Below are 16,879 nucleotides of genomic sequence, written 5' to 3'. Positions count from 1 at the left end.
TCCGCGGCGTACCGCGCGACGGACTCCGAGGTCTCGGCGATCTGCGCCGCGGTGGCCGCGAGCTCCTCGATCGTCGAGGTCGTCTCCGACACCGCCGACGACTGCTCGGTCGCCGACGCGGCGTGCTGCTCGGCGGAGGCCAGCAGCTCGTGTGCGGCCGCGACGATCTGTTCCCCGCCGGTGCGGATCTGGCCGACCAGGCCGCGCAGGTTGCCCAACGTCTCGTCGAAGGCGCTCGCCAGCCGGGACAGCAGCTCCTGCGACACCTCGTCGGCCTCGACGTGCACGGACAGGTCCCCGCGGGCCGCCTGACCCAGCGCCGTGGAAAGCTCCTCGACCGTGTTGCGCAGCTGGTCGCGTTCCTGGTCGGACTGCACTCGTTGCAGCTCGAGCCGGGAGGCCACCGAGTTGCCGAGCAGTGCCACCATCGCCGCCGAGGCGCCGACCAGGATCAGCGGGCCGGTCGCCGGCTTGTGGAGGTCGTGCGCGATCCAGGTCGCGAGGACCAGCGACCCGGTCATCAGCAGGGACTGGCCGAACGCGAGCAGCCGGTTCGGCGCGATGACCGCCGCCCCGGCGGTGGTGACCAGCATCATCACCCAGAACGGTCCGTCGACGCCGTTGGTCAGCGCCACCACTGCCACGCCGACCACCTGGTCGAGCAGACCCATCGTCAGCAGGTAGGGGACCTCGATGCCGGAGGCGTGCACCCGCATCCACGGCGTGACGTGCTGCATGACGACCGGGACCAGGCCGACCGCGAGCCAGATGTAGATGATGGTGCGGTGCTCGTGGACCGGCCCGTGGCCGTAGTGGGACATGAGCGCGACCGCGATCGCGGCGCCGACCAGCTTTCCGGTGCTGGCGATGCGCGACTCGAGCGTGATGCGATGCCACGCCATCATGTCGGACACGTGCTCTCTACCCCGTCTCGCGATGGTCTCCGCGAGGTTGCATCGGGCGATTGCCGGAACAGGTGTAGCCAGGAATGGTGATATGACCGAAAAGTCCGCTCATGTCCGAACTTTCGCCGTCACGGGTTCCGCTTCCGGGATCGGCGCGGCCGTGCGGTCGCGGCTGCGGGCCGCCGGCCACCGGGTGATCGGGGTCGACCGGGACGACGCGGACGTCGTCGCGGACCTCGCCACGCCGGCCGGCCGGGCCGCAGCGGTCGCCAAGGTGCGGTCGGCCTGCGACGGCGCCCTCGCCGGACTGGTGACGTGCGCCGGCGTCGCGGGTCTGCCGGGACGCCCCGGGTCGGTGCTGGTGTCGGTCAACTACTTCGGCACCGTCGAGCTGATCGAGGCGCTGCGCCCCGAGCTCGTCACGGGCGCGGGCAGTGTGGTCGCCGTCAGCTCGAACTCCACCACCTGCCAACCCGGGTTCCCCCTCGACCTGGTCGACGCGTGCCTTGCCGGTGACGAGGCGGCAGCCGGCGCGCTCGCCGACCGCGGTGAGTCGCTGGTCGCCTACCCGGCGACGAAGACCGCGATCGCCCGCTGGATCCGTCGTAACGCGACCAAGCCCGAGTGGGTCGGCGCCGGCGTCCGGCTCAACGCGGTTGCGCCCGGACTGGTGGAGACCGCCCTCGCCGCCGAGCAGCGCAACGACCCCACGGTCGGCCCGCTGGTTGCGATGTTCCCGCTGCCGCTCAACCGCGGCGGTGAGCCGGCCGAGATCGCGGAGGCGGTCGACTTCCTGCTCCACAACAGCTTCTGTGTCGGCACCGTCTTGCTGATCGACGGCGGTACCGAGGCGCTGCTGCGTCCCGACGACTGGCCGACCAGGTGGGAGATGTGAGATGACGACCGACGCTGCCGCGACGTCCAGCGCGTTCGCCCCGGCGACCCTCGGGCCTCTCACGTTGCGCAACCGCATCATCAAGGCCGCGACGTTCGAGGGGATGAGCTTGCGCGGGCAGGTCTCCGACGCGCTGGTCGACTTCCATCGCGCGATGGCTGCCGGCGGCGTCGGCATGACCACCGTCGCGTACTGCGCGGTGTCACCGGGCGGTCGTGGTGCCCCGCACGAGCTCGTGCCGCGGCCGGAGCTCGTCCCGGACCTGCGCCGCCTGGTCGATGCGGTGCACGGCGGGGGTGCGGCGGTCAGCGCCCAGATCGGGCACGCCGGGCCGATCGGGAACGCGAGGGTGACCGGATCGCCCGCACAGGCCGCGTCGAACGGGTTCAGCCCGTTGGGCACCCGCTTCCACGCGATGTCGATCGCCGACATCGAGGGCGCGATCGCCGACTTCGCCCGGGCGGCGGCGTTGCTCGCCGAGGCCGGCTTCGATGCGGTCGAGATCCACATGGGCCACCACTACCTGATCAACTCGTTCATGAGCCCGCGCTTCAACAAGCGGGACGACGACTGGGGCGGAGACGTCGAGCGGCGAGCCCGCTTCCCGAGGGAGGTCGCCAAAGCGGTGCGCGCCTCGGTCGGCAGTGACGTCGCCGTACTGGCGAAGTTCGAGATGGAAGACGGCGTGCCGCGCGGGCTGACCGTTGCCGACAGCCTGCCCGTCGCGAAGCTGCTCGAAGCCGACGGTCAGCTCGATGCGCTCGAGCTGACCGGGGGCGGCTCGTTGGCCAACCCGATGTACCTGTTCCGCGGCGACGTGCCGCGCAAGGAGTTCGCGGCGACCCTGCCCCCGGTGCTGCGTCCGGTGTTCAAGATCGTCGGCAAGCGCTTCATGCCCGAGTACCCGTACGAGGAGGGCTACTTCCTGCCCGAGGCGCGGCAGTTCCGGGAGGCGTTGAGGATGCCGCTGGTGCTGCTCGGCGGCATCAGCCGGCTGGACACGATCGAACGCGCGCTCGGCGAAGGGTTCGACTTCGTCGCGATGGGGCGCGCGCTGCTGCGCGAGCCGGATCTGGTCAACCGCATGCGGGCGGGCGCGGCGACCGCCTCGACCTGCATCCACTGCAACAAGTGCATGCCGACGATCTATCGCGGGACGCACTGCGTGCTGGTCGACCCCGAACACCGCCCGGGACTGCGCCTGACTGTCACACGCTGAGCGGTCATCTCGTCTCCTTGGTGACAGGGAAGGTGGGAGATGACGACCGACAACAGTGACGGCAGCGTCGTACCGCTGATCGCGGCACCCAAGGGGCTGCTCCAACGGTTCGCGTGGCGGTACTCGCGCAAGACGTTCGGCGAGGTGGTCGACCCGGTGCGGGCGTTGGCGCACCATTCCGGGGTGCTTGCCGCCAACGGCGTGTTCGAGATGGTGCTGAACAAGCGTTGGAAGAGCCTCGACCCGCACCTGATGTGGCTCGCCGTGCAGGCCTGCGCCGGGCACATCGGCTGCTCGTGGTGCACCGACTTCGGGTACGACGAGGGGATGCAGCGCGGCGTCGACCCGCGCAAGGTGCGCGACGTGCCGCGCTGGCGGGAGTCGGACGTGTACGACGAGCGGGAGCGGGTCGTGTTGGAGTACGCCGAGGCGGTGACCGCGACGCCGGTCCGGCTCGACGATGACCTGGTGAAGCGGTTGCACGCCACGCTGTCCGACGAGCAGATCGTCGAGCTCGCCTGCTGGGTGGCGCTCGAGAACTACCGCTCGCGGATCAACGCCGGTCTCGGCCTGCACAGCCAGGGGTTCGCCGCGCGATGCGAGCTCGCCCCGGCATGAGCGACGTCGAGCAGTATCTGGAACAGCGACCGCGGCTCGTCGCGATCGCCTATCGGATGCTGGGCAGCGCGGCGGACGCCGAGGATGTCGTGTCCGAGGCCTACCTGCGCTGGCAGGACCGCCGCGCCCGGGACGTCACGTCGAGCGCGTCCTACCTCGCCACGATCGTCGTGCGGTTGTGCATCGACGAGCTTCGCTCGGCGCGAGCCCGACGCGAGTCCTACGTCGGTCCCTGGTTGCCGGAGCCGGTGCTGGTCGACGACTCCGGGCCGGAGGCGGCGGCGGAGCTCGCTGACTCGCTGTCGCTGGCCTTCCTCGTCGTGCTCGAGGAGCCGGCGCCGGTCGAGCGCGCGGCGTTCCTGCTGCACGACGTGTTCGACTACGACTACGCACAGATCGCGCAGATGCTCGACCGCGGCGAGCCGGCCTGTCGCCAGCTGGTGAGCCGGGCGAGGCGGCGAGTGGGCGAGCGCCGGCACCGCTTCGATGCCGACGAGCGGGCGGGGCGGGAACTCGCGGAGCGGTTCCTGTCGGCCTGTGCCGGCGGTGATCTCGACGACCTGTTGCAGCTGCTGGCCGAGGACGTCGTGCTGTGGACCGACGGCGGCGGGGTCGTGAAGGCCGCGCGTCGCCCGATCCACGGCGCGCCCAAGGTCGCGAGGTTCCTGCTGGCGATCGCCGGGGGCATCCCGGCGGCCACCGAGTTCCGCCCGTCGTCGATCAACGGGCGCCCGGGGTACCTCTTCGTCGAGGACGGCGTGGTGACCGCGACCCTGTCGGTCGACATCGTCGACGGGGTGATCGTGGGCATTGCCGCGGTCCTGAACCCGGCGAAGCTGCGCGGCCTGTCATGATCATTCCCGATGAGGACCGGGATTGCCCGCGTGATGGTGGCGGCGTTGCTTGCGGGCTCGCCGATTCTGGCGGCAAGCCCGACGGCTGACGCCGCCCCTTCGCACGCGGCGGGCGGCGCGTGCCCGGCGTACCGGCAGACCAAGATCGCCTACAGCCTCGGCATCCTCGAAAGCCTGCTGCCCGACAACCGCGGCGGCATGCTGCTGTCGGCCACCACCGGCAATGCGATCGAACGGCTGACCCCCAACGGTCACGTGACCGTGCTCGCCAAGGTGTCGAGCCCCGGCCAGCTCGTGTGGCACGGGAAGGACACCGTGATGTTCCCGACCGGGGACGCGCTCGCCTCCGGCGCTTTGAGCCGAGCCGACGGCACGCTGACGAGCCTGAACCTCGACACCGGCAAGCTGACCACCGTCGCGACCGGGTTGACGATGCCGAACGGTCTCGCGATCAGCCACGGCTCGGCGTACGTGACCCGCGACCTCGGTGCCGGGACCGGGGTCACCCGCATCTCCCTCGGTCGCCACCCGAAGGTCACGACGGACTGGTCGACGGCGTCCGACACCAATGGGATCGCGATCGATGCCCGGCGCAAGGTGATGTACGTCGACCAGACCTTCACGGTGGGCGGACCGGTCGTCCGGATCCCGATGGCGAAGCCGGACGCCGCAACGCAGATCGGCGATCTGTCGCAGGTCGGTGGTTCGCCGGTCCAGCTGCTGGACGACCTCACGATGTCCCGCGGCGTGCTCTACGTCCCGGGAAACGGCGCTGGGGACCTGTTCAGCTTCGACCCGCAGACCGGGCGGTCATGCCTGATCGCCAGCGGGCTGGGTAACCCGTCCGATGTGACCGTGGGGACCGGTCACGGGTGGCGCGACGGAGCGCTGTTCGTCAGCGGGTTCGACGGGACGGTCCGCGAGTTCGTCCGGGAGTAGTCGCCGCCGCGAGGTTGAGTTTGAAGCCGATCTGGTCGATGGTCGAAGTAGGGATCACAACGCGCATCAGAAGGGCTCGCTCGTGACGGCGTCGCCGATGGCCGCGCCCGGGTCTGCTCACGAGCAGGCTCGGTCGCTCGTGGATGCCGTCGAGCGGGTGGTTCTCGGCCGCCGGGCGGCCGTCGAGCTGACCGTCGCGGCGGTGATCTCGGGCGGCCACGTGCTGATCGAGGACGTCCCCGGCTCGGGCAAGACCACGATGGCTCGCGCGCTCGCCCAGGCGATGGGTGGGACGTTTCGCCGGGTGCAGGCGACGGCCGACCTGATGCCCGCGGACATCACCGGCTCGTCGGTCTGGGAGCCGGCGCGCAGCGCGTTCACCTTCGTACCCGGCCCGTTGTTCGCGAACGTGGTGCTCGTCGACGAGCTCAACCGGGCGTCGCCGCGCACCCAGTCCGCGCTGCTCGAGGCGATGGACGAGTCGGCGGTCACGGTCGACGGGGTGCGGCACGTGCTGCCGGACCCGTTCGTCCTGCTCGCCACGCAGAACCCCTACGAGCAGTGGGGCACCTACCCGCTGCCCGAGGGCCAGCTCGACCGCTTCACCGCGCTGGTCCACCCCGGCCAGAACGCCGAGGACGTCGAGCGCCAGATCGTTCGTGAGCAGCTGGTCGCTCCTACCGTCGACGGGCTTCGCCCGGTGATCCAGCCTGGCGAGCTGCCCGCTCTCCGCCACGCCGTGCGGACCGTCCACGTCGCCGAGTCGGTGCTCGGCTACGCCGTCGCCGTCGTCAACGCGACGCGCAGCTACCCCGGCGTGGCGATCGGCGCGAGCACGCGCGCTGCCCTCGCACTGGTTCGTTGCGCGCAGGCACGGACGGTGCTGCAGGGCCGGCCCCACGTGCTGCCCGACGACGTGAAGGCGCTCGCGGTGCCGGTGCTCGGCCACCGGCTCGTGCTGGCCGGGGACGACGGAGGCCACGCGCGCGGTCAGCAGGTGATCGCCGACATCGTGGCGAGGGTGCCCGCTCCGCTGTCGGGAGCCTGAGCGTGCTGGACCGGGTCCGGCTGCTCCCGCGTCCGACCCGCAGCACGTCGCTGATCCTGCTGCTCGCAGCGTTGCTGGAGCTGCTCGGCCGGTTGATCCACTCGACCGGAGTCACGCTCGCGGCGGCTGCCGGTGTCGGTGCGGTGATCGGTGACTGGCTGCTGACGCCCGGGGCGGCCCTGGACAGCGTCGAGCGTCACACGCCCGCCCGGATGGCGGTCGGCGTGGAGACGACCGTCCAGCTCAGTGTCACCTCGCGCGGCGCCCGGATCGGCGGCCGCCGCCCGGTGGTGCTGATCGACCACGCGCCGGGTCTGGACGTGGGCCGGTTCGTCACGCCGGCGCTGCGGGCCGGCGAGCGGGCAGTCGGCCAGCGCACCGCGATGCCGTTGCGAAGGGGGTGTTGGGCCGACGGCGGGCGGGTGGACCTCGAGGCCTACTCGCCGCTGGGGGGTTGGGTACGCCGGTCCCGGGTCCGGCTGCCCGAGACCGGCTGGGTGCATCCGGCTCCTGCCCCACCGCTGCGGCTTCCTGACCCGACGTCCGGCGAGCTCTACGGCCGCGGCGGCTCCTCGCGAAGTGGCGGCGGGGTCGACTTCTACGGCATCCGCGAGTGGCGCGCGGGGGATGCCCGGTCGGCGATCCACTGGCGTGCGTCGGCTCGTCGTAACGAGCTGGTCGTGATGGAGCGAGAACGCCCCGGACATCCGACGCTGCTCGTCGTGGTGGCGCCGCTCGGCGCCGGTGACGGGCCGGAGAGCCTGCTCGCCCGGGTTGCCGCGACCGCCTTGCACGCGTTGCGCGACGGCCGCAGTGTGGTGCTGCTCGCGGACGGGCCGGCGGTCACCGTCTCACGGCCGACCGACGCGCTCGACTGGTTCGCCGCCGTTGATCCGGTCAGGCCGGTGACCACGGAGCAGCTGCGGGCCGGGCTGCAGGCCGCGGGCGGGGGCGCGATCGTGCTGTGGCTGGGGGCCGCCTCACCAGAGGCGCTGGGGATCGCGGCCCGTGGTGGTGGCGCCGGTGCGGTCGTGTCGGCTGCCGAGCTCGCGACGCAGGCGCGACGATGACGGCCGACGAGCTGCGGGCTCGCAGATGGTGCGGCGCCGGCTGCGCGATCGCGCAGGTCGCCGCGACGGCCGCGGGGATGGTGCCGTGGTGGGCGTTGCCTCTCACCCTGGCGCTCACGTTCGCGGTGGCGCGGCCGAGCGGCCCGGTCAACCCGGCCCGCGCTGTGCTGACCCGCAACGCCGGAGTGGGCAGCGTCGCGATCTTCTCGACGATCATCGCCTTTCGCACCATCAGCCAAGGCCGGCAGGGCATCGTCGACCCGACCTCGACGCTGCGGTCGCTGACCGAGGCGCTGGTGGTCCTGTCGCTCATCATGGCGCCGCAGGCGCGGACGCCGCGCGAGCACCGGGTGTGGCTGACCGTCACCACCGGGGTGCTGGTTGCCGCCGCGGCGGGCGCGAAGACGGCAGGCGTCGGTGCGCTGCTCGTCACGGCCTGGGTCGTCGTACTGATCGCGATCGCGAAGGTGCAGACGACGGCGGCGTACGCCGACGGCGCAGTCGCCACCGAGGTCGTCGGTGCGACCAGTCGGCAACGGCCCGACACCTTCGGGCAGCTCGACGAGCTCGGGCCGGTCGTCGCGACTCTCGTCGCCGGGGCGCTGGTCTTCTTCCTGCTGCCGTCCGGACTGGGCGGAGGCGACCTCGCGCGGGTTCTGGCCCGTCACGTGCAGGAGTCGAGCTTCGTCCTCGCCGACCGCGCGGACGTGGGCGTCGACACCGAGGGGTTCGGTGACCTGAGCCTGCTGGTGCGTGGCGACCTGCCGGACACCCCGCTGCTGAAGGTGCCGCTGAGCTCCCCTTCGCTGTGGCGAGGGACGTTCTTCCGGACCTACACCGGCAGCTCCTGGGCCAACGACGGCGAGTCGCCGACGATCGAGGAGGACGGTCCGTCGGCCGCGATCCCACCGATCCCCGACGACCCGGTCCCGATCGGGGGCACCACGCGCCGCGACCGGGTCGTGGTGGAGCCGGGGGCCGAGGGCGGGCTGATCTGGGCGCCCGGCGTACCGATTCGCATCAGCGGCTCACCCGACCAGGTCCGCCGGATCGTGCGCACCGGTCAGAACGTCCGGGTGTTCTCCACCAGCGCCGTCGGCGGCTACACCGTCACCTCGGTCGTTCCCGACGCGTCGGCGCGGCGGCTCGAAACGGCGAGCGGAGCCGACCCGGGCAACCCGGTGTGGACGGCGCTGCCATCGGAGCTGCCCACCGAGGTGTCGGCGCTGGCGCACCGGATCACCGCCGGGGCCACGAACCGCTACCAGCAGGTCGTCGAGCTCGAGCAGTATCTGCGCAGCCACGAGACCTACACCCTCGACGCTCCGGTGCCGTCGTCGGGCAAGGACGCGGTCGACGACTTCCTGTTCCACACGCATCTGGGCTTCTGCGAGCTGTTCGCCTCCGCCGAGGCCGTGATGCTGCGCACCTTGGGGGTGCCGACCCGGCTGGTGAGCGGCCTCGCCTACGGGCAGCCGGACGGCGCCCAACGGCTCTACACCGCCTCCAACGCCCACGCCTGGGTCGAGGTCTACTACCCGGGGGTCGGCTGGGTGCCGGCCGACCCGACCGCCGGCGTGCCGATCGCACCCGGGCCCAGCGGCGGTGACTCCGTGCTGTCGCGCGCGTTCGACGCGGTGGCCGCCGCGGTGCCCGGCGGTCGGTTGTCGCTGGCCGTGGTCGGTGCCGCCGTGCTCGTCGTCGTCGGGTGGGTGGTGCGCAGCCTGGTCACCGGCGAGGGGCTCGACCTGCGCCGGCGGCGCCGGCGTACCAGGGGGTCACCGCCGGGTCCGGTGCTCGCGGCGTACCTGCGCGTCACTGCGAGCCGGCACGGCCCACCGCCACGCGCGGCGGCGGAGACGGCTCGGCAGTACCTCGGGCGAGTCGGCGGCGCGACGTCACGCATGGAGGTGGCGGTGCTGGCGCTCGAGCAGGAGCTGTACGGCGAAGGCCCGCCGAGTGAGGCGATGACCACGGCGGCCATCGAGGCGCTCGACTCGCTCGTGACGGTGGGGTCAGAAGCGGAAGCGGGTCAGCCCGCCGGGCTCGACACCTAGCGTTACCGTCGCCGAGCGCGGCTGGATGCGATACACGTTCCACGGCGGCGGCCCCTGCGCGGGCGCATTGAACGGCGCGGTGATCCCCGTCCCGCTCTCGTGTGGCTCAGCCGGCCATCCGCCGGCCGCCCACGCCTGCGCGGCTCGCGCGACAGTTTCCGCGTCGGTTACCCTCGTGGCCTCGCCCTCGACGACCACGTCGGCGTCGCGGATCGACAGTGCCAGCGAGCACCGCGGGTCGCGGGCCACGTTGTGGGCCTTGCGGGTGCGTTCGCCGGTCTGGAACCAGAACGTGCCATCGAGCCAGATGGCGCCGACCGGCGTGACGTGCGGGCTGCCGTCCTCGTTGAGGGTGGTCAACCATTTCGACTTGGCGTTGTGCGCCTCAGGATCCGGCGCCGAGTCCGCCTCGAGCTTGCTGACGATCGCGACCCAGTCCACGGGCGGCAGGCCGTCGGCCTCACCCAGGTTGATGACGTCCATCGTCATTCCCTTCTCTCAGTTCAGCGGAAGGCAGGTCTGGCAGAAGTCCTCACCGAAAGGCGTCAGCTCGATGCTGCGGCGGATCGTGCGGCCGCGACCGGCGGACTTCATCGCGGCCGACACGTCCGGCTGCGCTTCGAGCACCTGGTAGCGAAGCCGGTCGCTGACCGGTTCCCGGGAGAACCAGATCAGCCCGAGCCGGAACAGGTTGTTGAGATAGGCCGGCACCCGGTCGACGTGCCGCGCCCCGGCCTGGGCGCCGATCATCGTCAGGCCCGGCGCGATCAGCTGGCTCGCGACGTTGAGCGGGCGGGCGGTGCGCACGTCGACCGAGGGCTGCGGTCCTTCGATGGCGAGCAGCCGCAGGATGCGGCCCTCGTCGGGAGCGAGCTCGCTCAGGATCCGCACGTACGCCGGATGGAGGTCGTCGTCGACCGACAGGTCGCTGGAGCGCTTGAGCAGCTCGGCGCCGAGCTCTTTGAGCGGACGCTCGACGACCGTGGCGACCGGCTCGGCGGGGATCACCCGGTTGAGGACGCCGACGCCGGGATAGGACGGCGTGTCGCCGATCCCGAGCACGCCGCGGATGCTCGTGCGCAGCTCGCCGCCCAGCGTCGCCAGCACCACCGCCGGCGACTGGCCGGACAGTGCGGCGTGGAACACCCGGTTGCCGGTGTTGATGGATGCGGCGATGGTCCACTCCGTCGTACGCCACCACGCCGCGACGGCGAACCGGGCGAGCGACGGTGCCGCTCGAAGGACCGCGGACACGTCGGAAGGCTCGACGACGTCGGGCACCAGCGGTTGTCGGGTCAACTCGTCAGCCGAAGATCGCGAGGTGGATGAGGCCCGCCCCGAAGCCGAGGACGGCGCCGTGCAGGTAGAGCAGCCACTCGTCCTCCTTGATCGCCGTCCGCAGCATCTCCGCGAAGTCGTGCGGTGCCATTGTGCGCATCCGCGCGGCGAGCAGGTTGAAGATCGCCTTGTTCTGTCGCGCGCCGAACTCCGGGTCGTTGAACGGGGTCATGGTGTAGGCGACGGCTTCGGTCGCGAGCGACTCGCGGATCGCGTCGTAGGTCTTCGAGCCCATCGCGACCCGGACGAGTCCCGACGCGCGTCCCAGCGCGTCGTCGACCGCCGGGCGTAGCGCGTTCTCGACCAGCGCCCTGGTGCGGTCCGCGCGGGGTCCGTGCATCAGGTCGTCGCCGATGTTCGCGATCGTGACGATGTCGTTGGCGATGATGGCGGCGTAGACGTCGGCGACCTCCGGCTGGCGACGCATGAACAGGCCGTGGAAGGTCATGCCGAGGAAGCGGCGTGGCGCGACCGGTTCGAAGATCATCCGGATCGCGACCAGGTTCGTGATGTAGCCGATGATCACGCCGCCGATCGGCAGCAGCCACCAGTACGGGAAGGCGTCGGTGACGAAGGCCAGCGGTACGCCGAGGAGCAGGCCGAGCACGAAGCCGAAGTTCTGGATGAACTTCAGCTCCTTGCGCCCGACGTCGAGGAAGATCCGGTTGGCCAGCTCCGGCGCAGCGCTGATGCGGCGAATCACCATCAGCTTGATGTCGAGCAGCTGGTCGATGTGCTCACCGATCTCGGTCGTCACCTGACGGACCACCTGGGGCAGCTGCTGGTCGACCCGGTCGTGAATGGCGGCGCGCGCTCGCGGCGGGAGGTCGCGCCACAGCTGGCCGTGCTCTCGTTCGAGGATCCGGTCGACGAGGTCGTGCACGTCCTGGCGTGAGTTGACCAGGATCTGCTCGGCGATCTTGTCCGGCTCCAGCTGTTCGTAGAACTCGCGCGGGCTGCCGAGCTTCGAGATCCCCTTGTCGACGGCGATCGAGCCCATCTTGGCTGCCCGGGACGGGATGATCCCTTGCCAGCCGAGGCCCGCCTGCATGACGCCGGGAATCTGCTGGATCTTGCGCGGCAACAGCCCGACCAGCGGCACGAGTGGACGCACCCGCACGCCCCGGAAATGCACCGGATAGAACAGCATGACCACGCCACTCCAGTTGGTGACGTAGCCGATGACCCCGGTGAACAGCGGGATGGTCAGCAGCTTCAGGAGGTGCTCGGACAACGCCCGTCCGCCTCCCTGCTGACGACCCTCCGATGCCGGACGGGGTGAGTTTTGCAGAATGGACGCCGTGACGAGCGCCGAAAACGACCTCAGAGTTGCAGTGATCGGTGCCGGCCCAGCCGGCATCTACGTCGCTGACGCGCTCTGTTCGCAGCCCGACCACCCCGTGCGGGTCGACATCATCGACCGGTTGCCGGCGCCGTTCGGCCTGCTTCGCTACGGCGTCGCTCCGGACCACGTCAAGATGAAGAACCTCGCCTCGACGCTGCAGCGCATCCTCGAACACGACTGCGTACGGTTCTTCGGCAACGTCGAGGTCGGGACGGACGTGACGGTCGCGGAGCTGCTCGCGGACTATCACGCGGTCGTCTACGCCTACGGGGCAGCGATCGACCGCAAGCTCGGCATCCCCGGCGAGGATCTTCCCGGCAGCGTCGCGGCGACCGCCTTCGTGAACTGGTACAGCGGTCACCCGGACTTCTTCACGTCGTACTCGCTCGCCGCCACCAGCGCCGTCGTCATCGGGCTCGGCAACGTCGCGATCGACGTCGCGCGGGTGATCGTCCGCGACCCGGAGGAGATGGCCACCACCGACGTGCCCGACGACGTGCTCGAGGTGTTGCGGGCGTCGACCCTCACCGATGTACACATCGTCGGGCGGCGCGGCCCGGAGCACGCGAAGTTCACGATCAAGGAGCTGCGGGAGATGGGGGAGCTCGCCGGCGTGGACGTGGTCGTGGACCCCGCGCAGGTCGACGGCGTCGACTCCGACGACAAGGACGTCAAGCGCAACCTCGAGGTGTTCAAGGAGTGGGCCCACCGTGCCCCGACCGGCGCGAAGCGGCGGCTCCACGTGCACTTCCACTCCCGCCCCGCCGCGATCGTCGGCACCGACCACGTCGAGGCGCTGCGCTGCGAGCGCCCGGACGGCTCGACGTACGACATCCCGGCGCAGCTGGTGTTCCGTTCGGTCGGCTACATCGGGACGCCGATGCCGGGCGTGCCGTTCGACGAGGACAACAACGTGATCCCGAACGAGGAGCACCGCGTCGTCGGAGGCAGGGTCGAGGTCGGGGAGTACGCCTGCGGCTGGATCGGGCGAGGCGCGACCGGGGTGATCGGCACCAACCGCAGCGACGCGAAGGGCGCGGTCGCGTCCCTGCTCGCCGACCACGACCGGCTCATGGCGCGCGACGTCACCCCTGGTACCGCCTTGGAGCGCATCGCCGAGCGCGGGAAGTCCCCTGTCGTGCTTGCCGGCTGGAACGCGATCGACGCCGCCGAGGTCGCCCGCGGCGGAGTGCGCGGCAACGCCAGGGTGAAGCTGTCGCTGTGGGAGGAGCTGCTCGCCGCCGCGGAAGCCCAGGCCGGGTAGTCGCCGCGCGCAACAGTTCCGCAAATCGTTACTGCCGCCCGGTCGACTTCGGGCCCGGCGGCTCGTCGCGCAACGCGACCCCGTGGTGCCCGAGCTGCTCGAGCACTTCGGCGGCGGCGACCTCCCCGGAGTACACCGCGCCGTCCATGTAGCCGTTCCATACCGGCGAGATGTCACTGCCGGCCCAGTGGATGCGCCCGACCGGTCGAGCCAGCGCCGGCCCGTAGGACGTCCACACCCCGGGGGCGAAGAACACGCCGTAGCAGCCGCCGGTGTAGGTCTCCAGCGACCAGTTCATCTCCAGGTAGCCGATCGCTTCAGGGCCGCCGGGAAACAGCCGGGCGAAGGTCGACTCGGTCGCCTCGCGGCGCTGCGCCATCGTCTTGCGTGCCCACTCGCGGGCGTCGCCGGCATCCATGAACCCCACCAGGACACCGGGCGACACGTCGTGCGAGCTCGTGGTCGCGGCGTCTGCTGTGAACGGAGTGTTGTCGAACGTGCTCTTGATCGGGCCGCGATCACTGGTCGCCTGCCCGGCGAGCCCCTGCTCGCGCCAGTACGGCCGGGGGTAGAACGCCTGGACCTTGATGGTCGACCCCATCGGGGTGCGCTGTACGAGCTGGTCGCGGGTGCCACCGTCGAACTGCGACATCGGCGGGTCGTAGTGGATGCGCCCGGTCAACGTCGGCGGCAGCGCGACGATCACCGCCTTGCCCGTCACGGCGAACCCGTCGCCGGCCACGGCCACGCCGCGCCGGTTTTGAGAGATCGAGCGGACGGGCGCGCCCAGCACGACCCGGTCGCCGAGCTGCGCCGCCACCTTGATCGAGACCCGCTGCGCACCGCCGATGAACCGGCTGTCCTGGGCGCCGCCGCCGGTGTTGATCATGTTGTCGATCGTCCCGGCGGTGGCGATCGCCACGAGCATGTCGAGGAAGGACATGTCCCGCGGATCGCACGGGCCGCTGACCGACTGCGCGGCGAGCGCGGTGAGGGCGTAGAGCTCGGACTCGGGACCCTGGCCCGGCGGGACCAGGTTCTGGCGCATCCAGGTGTCCACCGTCATCGAGTCCCACTCGAGCGCCTGCTCGCGGCTCGGCGAGTCCCAGGGATGGGTGGGGTCGACCTGCTTGGCCAGCTCGTTCCACAGCAGCAGGGTCTCCGCGCCGCCGACGTCGCCGAGGTCGATCGGGAGCCGGGTGCCGCTGTCCGTCGTACGAAGCCCTGACACCGTCTCGTTGACGTAGGAGCCCGAGTCGTAGGTCTTGAACGTGTGGACGCCCACCGACTTGGCGAGATCGAAGATGCGGTGCTGAGTCCGCTGCACGGCTTGGCCGGGGATCGTCGACGAGGTGGTCTCGCCCGGGATCGGGCCGACCCACTGCCCGCCGACGTCGAGGACGCGCCCGTCCCGCAGTTCGTAGGACAGCGTGCGCCCGCCGACGCGGTGGCGGGCTTCGAGGACGACGACGCGCACCCCCTTGGCGACCAGCCGGCGTGCGGCGGTCAGCCCGGCGAGACCTGCCCCGACGATGACGACGTCGGTGGTGCGGGTTCCGGCCAGACCGTGCGCGGCGCCGGTGTCGACGAGCAACGGAGCGGCGCGCAGCTGCGCCGGCAACATCACCCCGGCTCCGGCAGCAGCACCCAGGAACGCCCGGCGACTGAGCACGAGGCAGAATAAGGCGCGATGCTGGCCGTTGGCGGGAACCGATGGCGGTGCCTTTCCCGCGGCGCCTTCGTCGCCTGCGCCTCATTCGGCTTCCTGATCGCGGTCGCGTTCCCGGCGAGCGCTCACGCGGTCCTCGAACACAGCTCGCCCGCGGCGGACAGCGTCGTCAAGACCGAGCCGCCCGTCGTCGTCCTCACCTACGACGAGACGGTCGTCACCGCCAGCGACGCACTGCGCGTGTACGACGACAAGCTGCGTGCGGTGCAGGTGGGGCCCACCACCCATCCGAACGGCCGCGGCGACACGGTCGAGACCACGCTGCCGCCGGGGCTCGCCGACGGCACGTACACGGTGACCTGGCGGGTGACGTCCGCCGACACCCACATCGTGTCGGGCAGCTTCGAGTTCTCGATCGGGCACCGGACGAAGGTGACGGGCGCCCCGCCGACCGTCCGGCAGGATCCCGCGACGCTGAGCGCATCAGGAGTGATCCGCGGCCTTGGCTACCTCGGACTGGTGGCCGGCCCCGGACTGCTCGTCGCTGCGCTGTGGCTGTGGCCGGCCGGCCTGGCGTTGCGGCGGGTGCGCTGGACGATCCTCGGCGGCGGGATCGGTCTGGCCGTGGTGACCCTCGCCGGCTTCGTCGTGCAAGGTGCGCTGGCCGCCGGGGTACCGCTCGCCCACGCCTTGCACCGCTCGGTGTTGCGGCTCGGGACGGACGGTCGCTTCGGCAGGGCCGGCATGGAGCGGCTCGCCCTCGTCGTGGTGCTCGCCGACATCTTCCTCATCACCCGCGACCACGAGCGGGCCAGGCGCTACGCGGCTTCCGGGGTGACGCTGGCGCTTGCCGCCACCTGGCCCTACGCCGGTCACGCCTCGACCGGGTCGCTGGTGCCGCTGGCGTTCATCGCCGACCTTGCCCACGTCGCCGCGATGACGATCTGGCTCGGTGGACTGCTGCTGCTCGTTGTCGGTGTGCTCAGCGTGGGTGACGACGCCGCTGCTGCGGTGGTGGCCCGGTTCTCGGACTGGGCGCTCGCGGCCGTCGCGCTGATCGTCGCCACCGGGTTGTTCGCCACCTGGCGCAACGTGCGGCACTGGGGTGCGTTCACCGCGACGAGGTACGGCGTGCTGCTGCTGGTGAAGACCGCGATCGTGGTGGTGGTGATCGCGATCGCGGTGATCTCCCGTCGGCTCGCGGCGCGACAGGTGTCCCGGCTGCGCAGGTCGGTCGCTGCGGAGTTCGCCGTGGCCGTGGCGATTCTCGGGGTGACCGCCGCACTCACCGGCACCGCCCAGGCCTACGAGGTCTACGCCCCGCCGTACACGCAGTCGGCGACCGACGGCGGGATCGTCGTCACCGTTCACCTCGACCACACCAGAGTGGGCAGCGTCGATCTGGTCGCGTCGACCCGCCGGCTCGACGGCGCAGCACAGCGGATCGACAAGATCACCGGCTCGCTCACCGAGGTCGATCCGTCGGTCGGCCCGCTTCCGATCACGTTCCGGCCCGCCGGGACCGGCCGTGAGCTCGCGACCGTCGTGTTCCCGGACCGGGGCTCGTGGCAGGTCCAGCTCGACATCCAGACCTCGCCGATCAACGAGGTCGCGGTCACCGCTACCGTCCCTATCGAATAGCTCCAGCAGAGGAGACC

At 71.2% G+C, this 16,879-nt stretch carries 15 protein-coding genes; 10 read left to right on the top strand and 5 right to left on the bottom strand.

Annotation, left to right across the window (positions count from 1 at the left end; all coding sequences use genetic code 11):
• On the bottom strand, window positions 1–914 hold a 914-nt coding region (locus VG899_06325; protein HWA65971.1), incomplete at its 3' end, for a methyl-accepting chemotaxis protein.
• An 82-nt stretch (window positions 915–996) separates the two neighbouring features.
• Between VG899_06325 and VG899_06320 the strand changes: the two genes are divergently transcribed.
• The 8 genes from VG899_06320 to VG899_06285 all read left to right on the top strand — a co-directional run bounded on the left by VG899_06320 (window position 997) and on the right by VG899_06285 (window position 9,605).
• Complete coding sequence (locus VG899_06320) at window positions 997–1,800, top strand: SDR family oxidoreductase (GenBank protein HWA65970.1); 804 nt, start codon at window positions 997–999, stop codon at window positions 1,798–1,800.
• Window position 1,801: 1 nt separating this feature from the next.
• Entirely contained in the window at window positions 1,802–3,019 is a 1,218-nt protein-coding gene (locus VG899_06315) for an NADH:flavin oxidoreductase (protein ID HWA65969.1), read from the top strand.
• A 39-nt stretch (window positions 3,020–3,058) separates the two neighbouring features.
• Entirely contained in the window at window positions 3,059–3,637 is a 579-nt protein-coding gene (locus tag VG899_06310; GenBank protein ID HWA65968.1) for a carboxymuconolactone decarboxylase family protein, read from the top strand.
• Entirely contained in the window at window positions 3,634–4,491 is an 858-nt protein-coding gene (locus tag VG899_06305) for an RNA polymerase sigma-70 factor (protein ID HWA65967.1), read from the top strand. The genes VG899_06310 and VG899_06305 overlap by 4 nt, the downstream gene beginning before the upstream one ends.
• Window positions 4,492–4,500: 9 nt before the next feature.
• Window positions 4,501–5,430: a hypothetical protein gene (locus VG899_06300; GenBank protein ID HWA65966.1), complete on the top strand. Its 930-nt coding sequence runs from the start codon at window positions 4,501–4,503 to the stop codon at window positions 5,428–5,430.
• 82 nt (window positions 5,431–5,512) lie between these two features.
• The gene (locus VG899_06295; protein HWA65965.1) at window positions 5,513–6,478 is read left to right on the top strand and encodes a MoxR family ATPase; all 966 of its coding nucleotides are present in this window, start codon (window positions 5,513–5,515) and stop codon (window positions 6,476–6,478) included.
• Between the two features lie 2 nt (window positions 6,479–6,480).
• Entirely contained in the window at window positions 6,481–7,548 is a 1,068-nt protein-coding gene (locus VG899_06290) for a DUF58 domain-containing protein (protein ID HWA65964.1), read from the top strand.
• On the top strand, window positions 7,545–9,605 hold the full coding sequence (locus tag VG899_06285) for a transglutaminase-like domain-containing protein (protein HWA65963.1): 2,061 nt from the start codon (window positions 7,545–7,547) through the stop codon (window positions 9,603–9,605). Before VG899_06290 ends, VG899_06285 begins: the two co-directional genes overlap by 4 nt.
• Here the strand turns inward: VG899_06285 and VG899_06280 are convergent.
• The 3 genes from VG899_06280 to VG899_06270 are packed head-to-tail and all read right to left on the bottom strand — an operon-like array spanning window position 9,564 to window position 12,177.
• The gene (locus tag VG899_06280; GenBank protein ID HWA65962.1) at window positions 9,564–10,088 is read right to left on the bottom strand and encodes a pyridoxamine 5'-phosphate oxidase family protein; all 525 of its coding nucleotides are present in this window, start codon (window positions 10,086–10,088) and stop codon (window positions 9,564–9,566) included. The two genes, VG899_06285 and VG899_06280, sit on opposite strands and share 42 nt — an antisense overlap.
• A gap of 15 nt (window positions 10,089–10,103) precedes the next feature.
• Entirely contained in the window at window positions 10,104–10,904 is an 801-nt protein-coding gene (locus VG899_06275) for an Abi-alpha family protein (GenBank protein HWA65961.1), read from the bottom strand.
• A gap of 4 nt (window positions 10,905–10,908) precedes the next feature.
• Window positions 10,909–12,177 carry a hypothetical protein gene (locus tag VG899_06270; GenBank protein HWA65960.1) on the bottom strand — a complete coding sequence of 423 codons (1,269 nt, stop codon included), beginning with the start codon at window positions 12,175–12,177 and terminating at the stop codon, window positions 10,909–10,911.
• A gap of 67 nt (window positions 12,178–12,244) precedes the next feature.
• Between VG899_06270 and VG899_06265 the strand changes: the two genes are divergently transcribed.
• Complete coding sequence (locus tag VG899_06265; protein HWA65959.1) at window positions 12,245–13,552, top strand: FAD-dependent oxidoreductase; 1,308 nt, start codon at window positions 12,245–12,247, stop codon at window positions 13,550–13,552.
• A 28-nt stretch (window positions 13,553–13,580) separates the two neighbouring features.
• On the opposite strand, the gene VG899_06260 is transcribed toward VG899_06265, so the two are convergent.
• Entirely contained in the window at window positions 13,581–15,224 is a 1,644-nt protein-coding gene (locus tag VG899_06260) for an FAD-dependent oxidoreductase (protein HWA65958.1), read from the bottom strand.
• 18 nt (window positions 15,225–15,242) lie between these two features.
• Here VG899_06260 and VG899_06255 point away from each other — a divergent pair, with 18 nt between their 5' ends.
• Window positions 15,243–16,862, top strand: a complete 1,620-nt coding sequence (locus VG899_06255) for a copper resistance protein CopC (GenBank protein ID HWA65957.1) — start codon at window positions 15,243–15,245, stop codon at window positions 16,860–16,862.
• Window positions 16,863–16,879: the final 17 nt, after the last annotated feature.

This window comes from Mycobacteriales bacterium, assembly GCA_035550055.1.
GTDB lineage: Bacteria > Actinomycetota > Actinomycetes > JAFAQI01 > JAFAQI01 > DASZTV01.
The sequence above is the reverse complement of the archived record's forward strand: the minus strand, read 5'-3'. Positions and strand labels throughout refer to the sequence as shown.

Coding starts and splice junctions, on each gene's coding strand:
- VG899_06320 (HWA65970.1), top strand. CDS start 997: ATGACCGAAAAGTCCGCTCATGTCCGAACTTTCGCCGTCACGGGTTCC.
- VG899_06315 (HWA65969.1), top strand. CDS start 1,802: ATGACGACCGACGCTGCCGCGACGTCCAGCGCGTTCGCCCCGGCGACC.
- VG899_06310 (HWA65968.1), top strand. CDS start 3,059: ATGACGACCGACAACAGTGACGGCAGCGTCGTACCGCTGATCGCGGCA.
- VG899_06305 (HWA65967.1), top strand. CDS start 3,634: ATGAGCGACGTCGAGCAGTATCTGGAACAGCGACCGCGGCTCGTCGCG.
- VG899_06300 (HWA65966.1), top strand. CDS start 4,501: ATGAGGACCGGGATTGCCCGCGTGATGGTGGCGGCGTTGCTTGCGGGC.
- VG899_06285 (HWA65963.1), top strand. CDS start 7,545: ATGACGGCCGACGAGCTGCGGGCTCGCAGATGGTGCGGCGCCGGCTGC.
- VG899_06280 (HWA65962.1), bottom strand. CDS start 10,088: ATGGACGTCATCAACCTGGGTGAGGCCGACGGCCTGCCGCCCGTGGAC.
- VG899_06255 (HWA65957.1), top strand. CDS start 15,243: ATGCTGGCCGTTGGCGGGAACCGATGGCGGTGCCTTTCCCGCGGCGCC.